The following is a 13,798-nucleotide window of genomic DNA, read 5'->3' as shown; positions in this document are numbered from 1 at the left end:
GGATCAGGCTCCTTTGTCGCGGCGAGCCTTCTTCGCCTTTAGCATGTCAAATAATTTGCGCGCATAGCCGGGCTTGTTGTCCTGCTTGGCGCGGGCCACGGCCAGTGCGTCGGGCTCAACATCGCGGGTGACGACTGTGCCGGTTGCCGTCATTGCGCCATCGCCTACCGTTACAGGGGCCACAAGCATGGTGTTCGAGCCAACAAACACATTCTCACCAATAGTGGTGCGGTGCTTCATGACGCCATCATAATTGCAGGTGATCGTGCCCGCGCCGATGTTTGTGGCAGCGCCCACCGTTGCGTCGCCGATATAGCTGAGGTGATTAACCTTGGCGCCTTCGGCAATCTCAGCGTTTTTGATTTCCACGAAGTTGCCGATGCGGGTGTTTTCGGCCAGTTCCGTACCGGGGCGCAGGCGTGCATATGGGCCTACAATCGCGCCGCGACTGACGTGGCACCCCTCCAAATGTGAAAACGCCCGGATAGTCGCGCCACTTTCGACCGTGACGCCGGGGCCGAAGACCACGTTTGGTTCGATCACCGTGTCGCGGCCGATGACGGTATCCGCCGCCAGGTAGACGGTTTCCGGGGCCATCAGTGTAACACCTATGTCCAGCAGATCAGCACGCGCCCGGGTCTGGAATTCAGCATCCGCAGCGGCAAGGTCCGCGCGCGAGTCCACGCCCAGAGTTTCGGATTCAGCACACTTGATCGCGGTGGCGCTCAGACCGCGTGCATTGGCGAGGGAGATGATCTCAGTCAGGTAGTACTCGCCCGAGGCATTGTCGTTGCTGACCTGGTCGATCAGATCGAATAAAAGCGCGGCGTCGCAGGCCAGCAGGCCACTGTTGGTAAACCGAATAGCGCGCTGTTCCTCGGTGGCGTCTTTGTATTCGACGATCTTTACCAACCGATCACCGTCCATGACCAAGCGACCGTACCGGGGTTGAACCTCGGCAATGTCAAAACCCAGCATCACCAAGTCATGCGAGGTGCGGGCGTCGATCATTCGGCGCAGGGTGTCCGGTTCGACAAACGGCGTATCGCCGTACAAAACGATCACGTCACCATCAAATCCTGCAAGCGCCTCGCGCGCCTGCGCGACCGCATGAGCGGTACCAAGCTGTTCCGTCTGACGCACAACGATTGCGCTTTCATCTTCTGCCTTCGCGGTTTTTTCAACGGCTTCGGCCCCGTGGCCGGCCACGATAACGGTACGATCCGGTAAAAGACTGGCCCCCGCGCGCATGGCGTGAACCAGCATCGGCGTTTGGGCCATGGGATGCAGAACCTTTGGAAGATCCGACTTCATCCTGGTACCTTTTCCTGCGGCAAGGATGACAAGGGCAGTGCTCATGAAAACGATTTCTCTTTGTGTTTTGTTGGCGTCCGTTTTATCCGCTGAGGGCAGGGGCGCAAGCGGTTCAGCCATCAAACAAGATTGCCGTTTGCAACACGATACGGCAAAAACCCGCCGAGGCAGGAGGTATCATGCGCACGGTTATCTTTGATTTGGACGGAACTCTGGCTGATACATCGGGCGATCTGCTGGCCGCCGCGAACCACTGTTTTCGTCAGATGGGGCACGGAGACGTTCTGAACCGCGAGCAGGATGCGGCAGTCGCATTGCGGGGCGGGCGGATGATGCTGACCTATGGGCTGAAACGGGTCGGCGCCTATGATGAGGACACTGTTAACACCTATTATCCAACGTTGCTGCAGGCTTATTCGCAGGCCATCGACACCCACACACATTTCTACCCCGGTGCGCTGAAAGCGGTCGAGATGCTGAAATCTGCGGGTTATGGTGTGGGCATCTGCACCAACAAGCCAGAGGCACTTGCAGAACAGTTATTGACCCAGATGGGGGTGCGTGATCAGTTCGCCTCGCTTGTGGGGGCCGACACGCTGCCAGTGCGCAAACCCGATCCGGAACCGCTGCGCGAGGCGGCGCGCCGGGCGGGCGGACATCCGGATTGGTGTGTGCTGATCGGCGACTCGGATACCGACAGGAACACGGCGCGGGCGGCGGGTGTGCCCTCGGTCCTGGTGACCTTTGGCCCGTCCGGCGACGATATGGCCGCGCTGGAGCCCGAAGCCCTGTTGCATCATTTCGACGATCTGCCTGACCTTGTTACTGGCCTGATCGGTGCGGCGGCTTGATCTCTTGACCCGGACCGCTGGTAGCACCACAACGTGCTTATGACCGAGACATTCACTGGCAGCTTCACCCAGCAGGAACCCATCCCCGAAGAGGCAATCGAGGCCGCGATGGTCGTGCTGCGCCACGGACGCCTGCACCGTTACAATGTTGTACCCGGTGAACTGGGTGAAACCGCGTTGCTGGAGCAGGAATTCGCGGCCCAGATGGGGGCAAAATACTGCTTGGCTGTGTCGTCCGGCGGCTATGCTTTGGCGACCGCGTTGCGGGCTATTGGGGTCAAGCCGGGTGATCCGGTTCTGACGAACGCCTTTACGCTCGCCCCGGTGCCCGGGTCGATTGCTTCGGTCGGGGCCAAGCCGATTTTTGTGGGCGTGACAGAAAACCTGACCATAGATTTGGATGATCTTGAGGGAAAGCTGCATCAGGCGCGTGTGCTGATGTTGAGCCATATGCGCGGGCACTTGTGCGATATGGATCGGCTGATGCAGATGTGCGATGCCGCAGGCGTCACGGTGATCGAGGATTGCGCCCACACAATGGGTGCCGCATGGCGCGGCCAGATGTCGGGGCGTCAGGGCGCGATCGGGTGCTATTCCTGCCAAACCTATAAGCATGTCAATTCCGGTGAAGGCGGCCTGCTGATCACCGATGACGAAGAGATTGCGGCCAAGGCTACGATGCTGTCAGGCTCTTACATGCTGTACGAGCGCCATTTGGCCGCGCCCGGGCCCGAGGTTTTTGAGAGAATCAAATACACCACCCCAAACGTCTCTGGCCGCATGGACAACCTGCGCGCCGCGATCCTGCGCCCGCAATTGCGCGATCTGGACCGACAGGTGCGGCGCTGGAACGAACGCTATCACGAGATTGAGGCCGGCCTTCGAAACACACCCGGTCTGGCCATCGTTGATCGCCCACCGCAAGAGACCTATGTCGGCTCGTCCATCCAGTTCCTGCTGCTTGATTGGTCGCCCGAACGTATAGCCGAGGTTATCCGGCGCTGCGCGGCCCGAGGGGTTGAGTTGAAGTGGTTCGGTGGGGCCGAGCCAACAGGTTTTACCTCGCGCTATGACAGTTGGCGCTATGCGGACAGCGAGCCGCTTCCTGCCAGTGACCGCATCCTCGCCGGTGTCATGGATATGCGCGTGCCTCTTACCTTTTCACTGGATGATTGCCGCCTGATCGCGCGTATCATCCGGGCTGAGGTCGGCGCGGTCTATCAGTCTCGATCCAATTGAGTGCGCTTTCAGCGCACGCTCTGATTTTTGACAGCCGCCCTTTTCGGGCGGTTGTCTGCGTTTTTGGGCGACGTTTTGCAGAGGATCGTTGACCCGGAATGATCAGGCTGATATCAGTTTATTGAACGTCTGTTCATTTATGCGAAGGAGGAGGTCGCGAATGTTCATGGCCACAATGCAATTCGATCTTGGCGAAGACGTGAATGCCTTGCGCGAGATGGTGCATCGCTGGGCGCAGGAGCGGGTCAAGCCGATGGCGGCTGATGTCGACGCGTCTAACGCTTTTCCGAATGAGCTTTGGAAAGAAATGGGCGATCTCGGCTTGCTGGGTATCACGGTACCCGAGGAATATGGCGGCGCGGGGATGTCGTATCTTGCCCACACAGTTGCTGTGGAAGAGGTCGCGCGGGCCTCGGCCTCGGTCTCGCTTTCTTATGGGGCGCATTCGAACCTTTGCGTCAATCAGATTAAGCTGAACGGCGATGACGCGCAGAAAGCAAAGTACTTGCCGCGTCTTATCTCGGGCGAACATGTGGGCGCGCTGGCGATGTCCGAAGCCTCGGCCGGTTCTGACGTGGTGTCGATGAAACTGCGCGCGGAAAAGCGCAACGATCACTACCGTCTGAACGGCAACAAATATTGGATTACGAACGGGCCGGACGCGGATACGCTGGTGGTATATGCCAAGAACGATCCGGATGCAGGTTCAAAAGGGATAACGGCGTTTCTGATCGAGAAAGAGATGAAGGGGTTCTCGACCTCGCCCCATTTCGACAAGCTGGGGATGCGAGGCTCGAATACGGCCGAACTGATTTTCGAAGATGTCGAGGTGCCCTTCGAAAACGTACTGGGTGAAGAGGGCAAGGGCGTTGCTGTTCTGATGTCCGGTCTGGATTATGAACGTGTGGTTCTGGCCGGGATCGGAACCGGGATCATGGCCGCCTGTCTGGATGAGATCATGCCGTATCTGGCCGAGCGCAAGCAATTCGGCAAGCCGATTGGCAGCTTTCAACTGATGCAAGGTAAGATCGCCGATATGTACACGGCGATGAATTCCGCGCGGGCTTATGTTTACGAGGTCGCAAAAGCATGTGACCGGGGTGATGTGACCCGTCAGGATGCGGCTGCATGCTGTCTTTATGCCTCGGAACAGGCGATGGTGCAGGCGCATCAGGCCGTTCAGGCGATGGGTGGTGCCGGGTTCCTGTCGGATTCGGCGGTTAGCCGGATTTTCCGCGACGCAAAGCTGATGGAGATCGGCGCGGGCACCAGCGAAATCCGCCGGATGCTGATTGGGCGCGAAATGATGAACGAGATGACCTAAGGAAAACGCCCCGCCAGAATGTGACGGGGCGTCTTGAAGAAGGTTCAGAAGCGATGGACGTACGATATGCCGACCAGCCAGGGATCGATCTCGGCAGTGCCGATATCGGTTCCGTCCAGTTCGACGTCCGAGTCGATGTCGAACCAGCGGACATTCAGACGAACGGCACCGTTTTCAGAGACCATGTAGTCCAAACCGGCCTGAACCGCGACACCGACCGAGTTATCGACCTCCAGATCACCCAGGGGCGAACTTTCGTCAAAGAAGATGGTGTAGTTAATGCCGGCGCCAACGTAGGGCTTCCATACGCTGTTCGTCGGAAAATGATAATTCAGCGACAAGGTCGGGGGCAGATGCTTGACCGACCCGGCATCTACGCTGCCGCCCAAGGTGACCTCATGGCTGAAAGGCGTGGCGGCCAACAATTCGACACCCAGATTATCGCGGACGAAGTACTCGACAGTAAAGATCGCGCTGGTGTCTGCGTCCACTTCGGCGTCGAATCCAGCCAATGTGCCGTTGTCGGATTTGGGATCAAGGTAGCCAACACCGACACCAACGGTCCAGTCACCTTGATTCTGGGCGAAGGTGGGGGCGGCGAGCGCAACAAGCGCGGTGGAGAGCGTCAAAGCAACGAGTTTTTTGGTCATTTTATGGCCCTTGAATATGTTGATGAGTGTGTTTTGCACACGTGCGGTCGGGCAGACTCTGATCTACATCAAGTGGGCGTACCCCTTCGAATTGTGGTTGATTGTAATGCATTGGAAATAAAGGAATTTCATAATGCATCCCGCTGATTGCATACCGGGGATGCAAAAAAACGGGGGCTGGTTAATCCCCGACAGGCTGAATATGGCGCAGCAGTGCCTTTCTCAGCCAAAGGATCGTGTTGCGATCATCGATTTGACCGGCGGTGGTTGTGAGGCCATCACTTATGGCGCATTGCAGCGCATGGCGGACGGAATAGCGCATGACCTGAAAATGCAGGTTCAACCTGGTGACAGGGTTGGTGTTCTTCTCAGCCAATCTCCGTGGTGTGCGGCGGCACATCTTGCAATCTGGAAGATCGGCGCGATCTCGGTTCCCTTGTTCAAGTTGTTCAAGCACGATGCCTTAGCGTCGCGGGTAGGGGATGCGGGCGCGTTGCTTGTGTTGACGGATACCGAAGGGGCGGCGTTGGTAGGCGATCTGGCCCGACCCGTCGTGGTTGACCAGATCGTACCGTCGCATGACCCGCTGCCCTATGCGGATACCGGCTCCGAAGACCCTGCGGTTTTGATCTACACCTCTGGCACCACGGGCAGCCCTAAAGGCGCGCTGCACGGCCATCGGGTTCTGACCGGCCACTTGCCCGGTGTTTCGATCAGCCACAATCATCTGCGGGAAGGCGACTGCCTATGGACACCCGCCGACTGGGCCTGGATTGGCGGGTTGTTCGACGTATTGATGCCCGGTCTGGCGCTCGGCATTCCCGTGGTCGCCGTACGGCTTGAGAAATTCACCCCAGAAGCCTGCGTCGACGTGATCGCGCGTGGGGGCGTGCGCAACGTATTTTTCCCACCGACCGCGTTGCGAATGCTGAAGGCTGCGGATCAGGCGATTCCCGGTCTGCGCTCGGTCGCGTCCGGGGGCGAGCCGTTGGGGGCTGAGATGCTGGCCTGGGGGCAGAAGGCGTTTGGTCTGACGATCAACGAATTCTACGGTCAGACTGAATGCAACATGGTCGTTTCCTCCTGCGACGTGGATTTCCCGGTGCGACCAGGCTGTATCGGCAAGCCGGTGCCGGGGCATGAGGTTGCGGTTATCGACAAGGACGGCAACCCGACGAACGAAGAGGGCGACGTAGCCATCCGGCGCGGCTCGGCCTCAATGCTGCTGGAATACTGGAACCGGCCTGAAGCCACCGCTGAAAAGTTCCGCGGCGACTGGCTGATCACCGGCGACCGCGGCGTGTGGGATGGCGATTACCTGCGCTTCGTGGGCCGCGACGATGATGTGATCACGTCCGCCGGGTATCGCATCGGCCCGGCCGAGATCGAGGACTGCCTGCTGACCCATCCGGCAGTGGCGACTGTCGGCGTGGTCGGCAAGCCCGACCCGCTGCGCACCGAGATCGTGAAAGCCTATGTGGTTTTGAAACCAGAGGCTGAGGCTGCGGAACATGAGTTACAGGATTGGGTCAAAGCGCGCCTGGCGCATTATTCGTATCCACGAGAAGTGGCTTTCTTAAAGGAGTTGCCGATGACGGTGACGGGTAAGGTTATCCGCAAGGAATTGAAAGCGCGGGCGAGAGCGGAATTGAGGGTATAGAAATGAAACTCACATCCAAAGTCATGCTTGCCTCTGACGGCTTCAAGGCAAACCGCGCGGCGCATCTGGAGGCGCTGGCGCACATCTCTGCCGCTGCCGAAGCAGCCCGCATGGGCGGCGGTGAGAAATCCCGCGCGCGGCATGAATCGCGGGGCAAGATGCTGCCGCGTCGTCGGGTGGCGAACCTGCTTGATCCGGGGTCTCCGTTCCTTGAAATCGGGGCGACGGCTGCGCATGGGATGTACGGCGATGCCGCGCCAAGCGCCGGGGTCGTTGCGGGGATTGGCCGGGTGCAGGGGCGCGAGGTTATGGTGGTGTGCAACGACGCCACCGTGAAGGGCGGCACCTACTATCCGATGACCGTCAAGAAACACCTCCGCGCGCAGGAGATCGCTGAGGAAAACCATCTGCCCTGCATCTATCTTGTTGATAGTGGTGGTGCGAACCTGCCCAATCAGGACGAGGTGTTCCCCGACCGCGATCACTTTGGCCGCATCTTCTATAACCAAGCGCGGATGAGTGCGAAGGACATCCCTCAGATCGCTGTGGTGATGGGGTCTTGTACGGCTGGCGGGGCGTATGTGCCTGCGATGTCGGATGTCACGATCATTGTGAAAGAGCAGGGCACGATCTTTCTGGCCGGGCCGCCTCTGGTCAAGGCCGCAACCGGCGAGGTTGTCACGGCTGAGGATTTGGGCGGTGGCGACGTGCATACCCGCTTGTCCGGTGTGGCTGACTATCTGGCCGAGGACGATGCCCACGCCTTGGCTCTGGCGCGGCGGGCTGTTGGCTCGCTGAACCTGCGCAAGCTGCAGACGGTCGATTGGGCCAGCCCCGAAGACCCGGCTTATGACCCCGAGGAAATCCTTGGCGTTGTCCCCGCTGACCTGCGCACGCCCTATGATATTCGCGAGGTGATCGCCCGCCTAGTCGATGGATCGCGCTTTGATGAGTTCAAACCTCGGTTCGGGGAAACGCTGGTGACTGGGTTCGCCCATGTCAAAGGCTGCCCGGTCGGGATCATTGCAAATAATGGCGTGCTGTTTTCTGAGGCCGCGCAGAAGGGCGCACATTTTGTCGAGCTTTGCTCGCAGCGGAAAATTCCTTTGGTGTTTCTACAGAACATCACCGGTTTCATGGTCGGTCGGAAATATGAAAACGAAGGCATCGCGCGGCACGGGGCCAAAATGGTGACGGCTGTGGCAACTACCTCGGTGCCGAAGATCACGATGCTTGTCGGAGGCTCATTCGGGGCTGGAAACTATGGCATGGCCGGTCGGGCCTATCAGCCGCGGTTCCTGTGGACTTGGCCGAATTCACGGATTTCCGTGATGGGGGGCGAACAGGCCGCAGGCGTGTTGGCTACTGTTAAACGCGACGGGATCGAACGGCAGGGCGGTACGTGGTCGGCCGAGGAGGAGGCCGAATTCAAACGCCCGACCTTGGATATGTTCGAGGAGCAGTCCCATCCGCTATATGCTTCGGCGCGGTTGTGGGATGACGGTATCATCGACCCGCGCAAAAGCCGCGACGTGCTGGCCCTGTCCCTCAGCGCCGCTCTGAACGCCCCGATTGAGGAAACACGTTTCGGCGTGTTCAGGATGTGAGTGCCATGGCATTGAATGACGTATTGACCCGCTATCCCGGTGCGCAAACCTTTAATTTCGGTGACAGCGCTGAACTGAGCGCTGAGTTGCTGGCATTGGTGCGCTCCGACCGGAAAACAGCAACCTGTGGCGCGCGTCGGGATTATCCCGACGGCAGCCCCGATATGCCGGTTGCCGGACGCCAGGATATTGCTTTGGAATGGGACGGTCGCCCGGCATTGGTCATCGAAACGGTCGAGGTATCGATCTGTCGATACTGCGATGTGACGGAAGACTTCGCTTTGGCTGAGGGTGAGAACGAAACCCTTGAAGGATGGCGCCGGGATCATCAGCGTTACTTTGAGCGTAACGGTGGATTTGAACCTGAGATGGAACTGGTGTGCGAGCGGTTCCGGCTTGTAGAAGATCTGGCGGTTGAGGGGTAGAAGATGTTCAACAAAATCCTGATTGCCAACCGGGGCGAAATTGCCTGTCGTGTCATTGAAACGGCGCAGTCCATGGGCGTGTCTTGCGTTGCGGTCTACTCGGATGCGGATGCGACGGCCAAGCACGTTCAGATGGCAGATGAGGCCGTGCACATCGGCGGTGCGGCTCCGGCCGAGAGTTACCTGAAGGGTGACGTGATTATTCAGGCCGCACTGAAGACAGGGGCACAGGCGATACATCCCGGATATGGTTTCCTGTCCGAGAACCCCAAATTTGTCGATGCGGTCGAGGCCGCCGGGCTGGTGTTCATCGGACCTTCGGCGGATGCGATTCGTAAAATGGGCCTAAAGGACGCGGCCAAAGTGCTGATGGAACGGGCTGGTGTTCCTGTTGTTCCGGGCTATCACGGTGACAATCAGGACCCCGAGCATCTGGCCGGGGCTGCCGACACTATCGGGTATCCGGTGCTGATCAAGGCCGTCGCCGGTGGCGGTGGTAAAGGCATGCGTCTGGTAGAGCGACCCCAAGATTTCGCCGCTGCGCTGGATAGCGCCCGGGGTGAGGCGCGCACTGCATTTGGCAATGACGATGTGTTGGTCGAAAAATTTGTCGCCAAACCGCGCCATATTGAAGTGCAGGTTTTTGGCGATGGCGCCCATGCGGTGCATCTGTTCGAACGCGATTGTTCGCTGCAACGCCGCCATCAGAAAGTGATCGAAGAGGCTCCGGCCCCCGGAATGACGCCCGAGATGCGCGAGTCGATGGGTCAGGCCGGTGTGCGTGCGGCCGAAGCCATCGGCTACAAGGGCGCGGGAACGGTCGAGTTTATCGTGGATGCGTCGGACGGGCTGCGCCCGGATCGCTTCTGGTTCATGGAGATGAATACCCGCCTGCAAGTCGAACATCCGGTGACCGAAGCGATCACGGGTATTGACCTTGTCGAATGGCAGCTTCGGGTAGCGTCAGGCGAGGCTTTGCCGAAACGGCAGGAAGACCTGTCAATCTCGGGCCATGCTTTCGAGGCACGGCTTTATGCCGAAGACGTGCCCAAGGGTTTTCTGCCTGCAACGGGCACTCTGACGCATCTGCACTTCCCACCCGCCTGTCGCGCCGACAGCGGGGTGCGCGCGGGGGACACGATCAGCCCGTGGTATGACCCGATGATCGCAAAGGTCATCGTCCACGGCCCCACCCGAGATGTCGCGTTGGAGCAATTGCATCGGACCCTGCAGCAAACTGAGGTCGCAGGTACTGTCACAAACCTTGCTTTTCTTGGCGCGCTTACGCGGCACAAGGGGTTTGCCTCTGGTGATGTGGATACCGGATTGATTGGGCGTGATCTTGAGGCGCTGACACAGCAGGAACCGGTGTCGGCCCCGACTTGTGTGGCTGCCGCGATGACCGCGCTCGGTCTGGTTGAGACGACCAGTGAGACCGGCTTCTCGCTTTGGGCGCCGCTGCATCGGGCGGTTCAGCTACAGGCACCCGAGGTGATTGATCTGGACGTTCAGGTCGAAAGCCCCAATCGTCAGGTGTGGCAGATCGGCGAGCAGACCGTTATCGCCGAACGCAGCACTGGTGGTTGGCTGATCGGTGGTACGCCGATGCCGCGTGTTTCGGTTTCGGGGTCACAGGTCACTGTATTCGATGCCTTCGGACAGGCCTTTGATATCGTCGATCCGCTGGACCGTGATGCCAGTGCCGCGGGGGATACCAACGTGATCGAGGCACCCATGCCCGGTCTGGTGAAAGCCGTGTTTGCGTCGGTTGGGCAGGCGGTGAACGAAGGGGATCGGCTGGCCGTCCTCGAAGCCATGAAGATGGAGCATTCTTTGTTGGCGGCCCGAGACGGAATAGTAGCCGAAGTATTGGTCGAGAATGGCGGGCAGGTTGAAGCCGGTGCCGCGCTGATCAGGCTGGAAAAAGAGTGAATTCGACGCCTGCCGCCTAGGGTGGCACCGTCGGAGGTGATCAAAGCTGGGAGGAGCGCAGCCATGGGCGAGCAGGTCGATATTTTTGAGGTAGGTCCACGCGATGGTCTGCAGAACGAAAAACGCGAGATCGCGGTTTCTGAAAAGGTAGCCCTGATCAATTGCCTCAGCCGCGCGGGCTTCAACCGGATTGAAGTGGCCAGTTTCGTCTCGCCTAAATGGGTGCCGCAAATGGCGGGCAGTGCCGAAGTTTTGGCCAAAATCACTCGGGCGGACGGAGTGCGTTACGCCGCGCTGACCCCAAACATGCGCGGGTACGAGGACGCGCTTGCAGCCAAGGCAGATGAAATCGCGGTATTTGCGTCGGCCTCAGAGGGGTTTTCCAAGGCCAATATCAACGCCACGATTGCCGAGTCGATTGAGAGGTTCACCCCTATCCTTGAGGCCGCGCGGCATATTGATCTGCCGGTGCGGGGTTACGTGTCTTGCGTGACGGACTGCCCGTATGATGGCCCGACACCGCCGGAAAAGGTGGCAGAGGTCGCGGATCACCTGTTTGCACTGGGCTGCTATGAAGTGTCGTTGGGTGATACGATCGGGCAGGGCACGCCGGATACTATTGCTCATATGATACTCGCCGTGCGCGAGCGTGTTCCCGTGACCCGGCTTGCAGGGCATTTCCATGACACGAATGGGCGCGCGATCGACAATATCGACGCGGCATTGGCGCTGGGCGTTCGTACCTTTGATACGGCCGTCGGGGGGTTGGGCGGGTGCCCATACGCGCCCGGAGCTGCCGGAAATGTCGCGACCGAAGCCGTGGTCGCGCATTTGGAGCGGCTAGGTTATGAGACCGGACTTGATCTGGGAATTGTAGAAGAGGCCGCGCAAATGGCCCGCGCTATGCGACCAGAGTGAGGAACAGTCATGTTTGAAACAATTTCGCTTTCGACCGATGCACGCGGAATAGCAACCCTGACCCTAAATCGGGCCGAAAAGCACAACGCAATGTCGGCGCAAATGATATCTGAGTTGACCCAGGCCGCTGGGCAATTGGGTGAAGACGACGCTGTGCGTGCCGTGGTACTGACCGGCGCGGGCCAGAGTTTTTGCGCGGGCGGTGACTTGGGGTGGATGCGGGATCAGATGGCCGCTGATCCCGAAACCCGGTTTTCCGAGGCGCGCAAACTGGCTGAGATGTTGCAAGCGCTGAATACCATGCCCCGGCCCCTGATCGGTGCCGTGCAGGGCAATGCGTTTGGTGGTGGCGTCGGGTTGGCCGCAGTTTGTGACGTGGCAATTGGCGCAATCGGCTTGAAAATGGGTCTGACCGAAACGCGGCTTGGTCTGATTCCCGCCACCATCGGCCCTTATGTTATTGCCCGTATGGGCGAAGCCCGCGCGCGGCGCGTTTTCATGTCAGCACGGCTGTTTGACGCCGCCGAAGCCGTTGAGCTTGGCTTGCTGGCCAAAGCGGTGCCTTCCGCTGATCTGAGCGCGGCTGTTGAAAAAGAAGTCTTACCCTATCTCTCTTGCGCTCCGGGTGCGGTGGCATCGGCCAAATCACTGGTGCGATCGCTGGGACCGGCAATTGACAATTTGGTGATCGATCAGACCATCCGGGCGCTGGTCGAGCGGTGGGAGACCACCGAAGCGCACGAAGGTATCAGTGCTTTTTTTGAAAAACGAAAGCCTTCTTGGAGCAATGAAGGCTAGCGCGCTAGAACAGCGTTTAAATTCGGGTGAAAAATGTAGCTTTTTTATTGCTGGAAACAACTGAGTTATTAGGCCACTGCGCGTTTGTGCTCGGTTGACCCCCTGATCCTGCGCGGATAGAGAATGGCCAGTCAACACGCCAATTGACGGCGCCCCCGGATTGGGTTGCGCAGGAAAGGAGCTATTCGTGGAAGACCTGCTACGGGAGTATCTCCCGATTCTGGTGTTTCTGGCCGTTGCTGTGGGCCTTGGAATCGTCCTGATTCTGGCGGCTGTGGTTCTGGCTGTACGTAACCCCGACCCTGAAAAGGTCAGTGCATATGAATGCGGCTTTAACGCATTCGACGATGCGCGGATGAAATTCGACGTCCGATTCTACCTGGTGTCGATTCTCTTCATTATTTTTGATTTGGAAATCGCCTTTCTGTTCCCTTGGGCCGTTGGGTTCCGGGACATTAGCGATGTGGGTTTCTGGTCAATGATGGTGTTCCTGGGCGTTCTGACCATCGGCTTTGCCTATGAATGGAAGAAGGGGGCCTTGGAATGGGAGTGATGACAGGTGCAAACACTGCCGGTGTCGACAAGGAGGTCGCAACCGAGGCCTTAAATGCCGAGTTGCAGGACAAAGGGTTCCTGCTGACATCGTCCGAGGACATCATCAACTGGGCCCGTACCGGATCGCTGCATTGGATGACGTTCGGTTTGGCCTGTTGCGCGGTCGAGATGATGCACACTTCGATGCCACGGTATGATGCTGAGCGGTTCGGAATCGCACCGCGCGCTTCCCCGCGCCAGTCCGATGTAATGATCGTTGCGGGAACGCTGACCAACAAGATGGCCCCGGCGCTGCGCAAGGTCTATGATCAGATGCCCGAGCCGCGTTACGTGATCTCGATGGGGTCCTGCGCCAATGGGGGTGGTTACTATCACTACTCGTACTCTGTGGTGCGTGGCTGTGACCGCATCGTTCCGGTTGATATTTATGTCCCCGGCTGCCCTCCAACGGCTGAGGCGTTGTTGTACGGCCTGATGCAGTTGCAACGCAAAATCCGCCGCACCGGCACAATCGTACGCTGAGGA

At 59.0% G+C, this 13,798-nt stretch carries 13 protein-coding genes; 11 read left to right on the top strand and 2 right to left on the bottom strand.

Annotated elements, in window-relative coordinates; translation table 11 throughout:
• Positions 1-3: 3 nt before the first annotated feature.
• Entirely contained in the window at positions 4-1,359 is a 1,356-nt protein-coding gene (gene glmU, locus AC2FIT_RS13485) for a bifunctional UDP-N-acetylglucosamine diphosphorylase/glucosamine-1-phosphate N-acetyltransferase GlmU (RefSeq protein WP_496830235.1), read from the bottom strand.
• A 134-nt stretch (positions 1,360-1,493) separates the two neighbouring features.
• Here glmU and AC2FIT_RS13480 point away from each other — a divergent pair, with 134 nt between their 5' ends.
• The 3 genes from AC2FIT_RS13480 (at position 1,494) to AC2FIT_RS13470 (ending at position 4,728) form a co-directional block, all read left to right on the top strand.
• Entirely contained in the window at positions 1,494-2,165 is a 672-nt protein-coding gene (locus AC2FIT_RS13480) for an HAD-IA family hydrolase (protein ID WP_496830233.1), read from the top strand.
• A 39-nt stretch (positions 2,166-2,204) separates the two neighbouring features.
• The gene (locus AC2FIT_RS13475) at positions 2,205-3,404 is read left to right on the top strand and encodes a DegT/DnrJ/EryC1/StrS family aminotransferase (RefSeq protein WP_496830231.1); all 1,200 of its coding nucleotides are present in this window, start codon (positions 2,205-2,207) and stop codon (positions 3,402-3,404) included.
• A 160-nt stretch (positions 3,405-3,564) separates the two neighbouring features.
• On the top strand, positions 3,565-4,728 hold the full coding sequence (locus AC2FIT_RS13470) for an isovaleryl-CoA dehydrogenase (protein WP_496830229.1): 1,164 nt from the start codon (positions 3,565-3,567) through the stop codon (positions 4,726-4,728).
• A gap of 44 nt (positions 4,729-4,772) precedes the next feature.
• Here the strand turns inward: AC2FIT_RS13470 and AC2FIT_RS13465 are convergent, their stop codons facing one another.
• Positions 4,773-5,378: an OmpW/AlkL family protein gene (locus tag AC2FIT_RS13465; protein WP_496830227.1), complete on the bottom strand. Its 606-nt coding sequence runs from the start codon at positions 5,376-5,378 to the stop codon at positions 4,773-4,775.
• Between the two features lie 133 nt (positions 5,379-5,511).
• Between AC2FIT_RS13465 and AC2FIT_RS13460 the strand changes: the two genes are divergently transcribed.
• The 8 genes from AC2FIT_RS13460 to AC2FIT_RS13425 all read left to right on the top strand — a co-directional run bounded on the left by AC2FIT_RS13460 (position 5,512) and on the right by AC2FIT_RS13425 (position 13,795).
• A complete protein-coding gene (locus AC2FIT_RS13460; protein ID WP_496830225.1) occupies positions 5,512-7,038 on the top strand; it encodes an AMP-binding protein in 1,527 nt (508 codons plus the stop codon).
• Between the two features lie 2 nt (positions 7,039-7,040).
• A complete protein-coding gene (locus AC2FIT_RS13455; RefSeq protein ID WP_496830223.1) occupies positions 7,041-8,645 on the top strand; it encodes a carboxyl transferase domain-containing protein in 1,605 nt (534 codons plus the stop codon).
• A 5-nt stretch (positions 8,646-8,650) separates the two neighbouring features.
• Positions 8,651-9,070, top strand: coding sequence for an ASCH domain-containing protein (locus AC2FIT_RS13450; RefSeq protein WP_496830221.1), 420 nt, complete (start codon positions 8,651-8,653; stop codon positions 9,068-9,070).
• A 3-nt stretch (positions 9,071-9,073) separates the two neighbouring features.
• Positions 9,074-11,002 (top strand): acetyl/propionyl/methylcrotonyl-CoA carboxylase subunit alpha, encoded by a 1,929-nt coding sequence (locus tag AC2FIT_RS13445; RefSeq protein ID WP_496830219.1) that lies wholly within the window; start codon positions 9,074-9,076, stop codon positions 11,000-11,002.
• 63 nt (positions 11,003-11,065) lie between these two features.
• A complete protein-coding gene (locus AC2FIT_RS13440) occupies positions 11,066-11,920 on the top strand; it encodes a hydroxymethylglutaryl-CoA lyase (protein WP_496830217.1) in 855 nt (284 codons plus the stop codon).
• Positions 11,921-11,929: 9 nt separating this feature from the next.
• The gene (locus AC2FIT_RS13435; RefSeq protein ID WP_496830215.1) at positions 11,930-12,718 is read left to right on the top strand and encodes a crotonase/enoyl-CoA hydratase family protein; all 789 of its coding nucleotides are present in this window, start codon (positions 11,930-11,932) and stop codon (positions 12,716-12,718) included.
• A gap of 187 nt (positions 12,719-12,905) precedes the next feature.
• Complete coding sequence (locus AC2FIT_RS13430) at positions 12,906-13,271, top strand: NADH-quinone oxidoreductase subunit A (RefSeq protein WP_068335558.1); 366 nt, start codon at positions 12,906-12,908, stop codon at positions 13,269-13,271.
• Positions 13,262-13,795, top strand: a complete 534-nt coding sequence (locus tag AC2FIT_RS13425; RefSeq protein ID WP_068335556.1) for a NuoB/complex I 20 kDa subunit family protein — start codon at positions 13,262-13,264, stop codon at positions 13,793-13,795. Before AC2FIT_RS13430 ends, AC2FIT_RS13425 begins: the two co-directional genes overlap by 10 nt.
• Positions 13,796-13,798: the final 3 nt, after the last annotated feature.

Source organism: Ruegeria sp. YTSA135 (assembly GCF_059610165.1).
This window is presented reverse-complemented; position numbering and strand designations above follow the sequence as displayed.

What these genes read in the sequence shown, in the direction of transcription:
- glmU (WP_496830235.1), bottom strand. Translation starts at nt 1,359, where the DNA reads ATGAGCACTGCCCTTGTCATCCTTGCCGCAGGAAAAGGTACCAGGATG.
- AC2FIT_RS13480 (WP_496830233.1), top strand. Translation starts at nt 1,494, where the DNA reads ATGCGCACGGTTATCTTTGATTTGGACGGAACTCTGGCTGATACATCG.
- AC2FIT_RS13475 (WP_496830231.1), top strand. Translation starts at nt 2,205, where the DNA reads ATGACCGAGACATTCACTGGCAGCTTCACCCAGCAGGAACCCATCCCC.
- AC2FIT_RS13470 (WP_496830229.1), top strand. Translation starts at nt 3,565, where the DNA reads ATGTTCATGGCCACAATGCAATTCGATCTTGGCGAAGACGTGAATGCC.
- AC2FIT_RS13465 (WP_496830227.1), bottom strand. Translation starts at nt 5,378, where the DNA reads ATGACCAAAAAACTCGTTGCTTTGACGCTCTCCACCGCGCTTGTTGCG.
- AC2FIT_RS13460 (WP_496830225.1), top strand. Translation starts at nt 5,512, where the DNA reads ATGCATCCCGCTGATTGCATACCGGGGATGCAAAAAAACGGGGGCTGG.
- AC2FIT_RS13455 (WP_496830223.1), top strand. Translation starts at nt 7,041, where the DNA reads ATGAAACTCACATCCAAAGTCATGCTTGCCTCTGACGGCTTCAAGGCA.
- AC2FIT_RS13450 (WP_496830221.1), top strand. Translation starts at nt 8,651, where the DNA reads ATGGCATTGAATGACGTATTGACCCGCTATCCCGGTGCGCAAACCTTT.
- AC2FIT_RS13445 (WP_496830219.1), top strand. Translation starts at nt 9,074, where the DNA reads ATGTTCAACAAAATCCTGATTGCCAACCGGGGCGAAATTGCCTGTCGT.
- AC2FIT_RS13440 (WP_496830217.1), top strand. Translation starts at nt 11,066, where the DNA reads ATGGGCGAGCAGGTCGATATTTTTGAGGTAGGTCCACGCGATGGTCTG.
- AC2FIT_RS13435 (WP_496830215.1), top strand. Translation starts at nt 11,930, where the DNA reads ATGTTTGAAACAATTTCGCTTTCGACCGATGCACGCGGAATAGCAACC.
- AC2FIT_RS13425 (WP_068335556.1), top strand. Translation starts at nt 13,262, where the DNA reads ATGGGAGTGATGACAGGTGCAAACACTGCCGGTGTCGACAAGGAGGTC.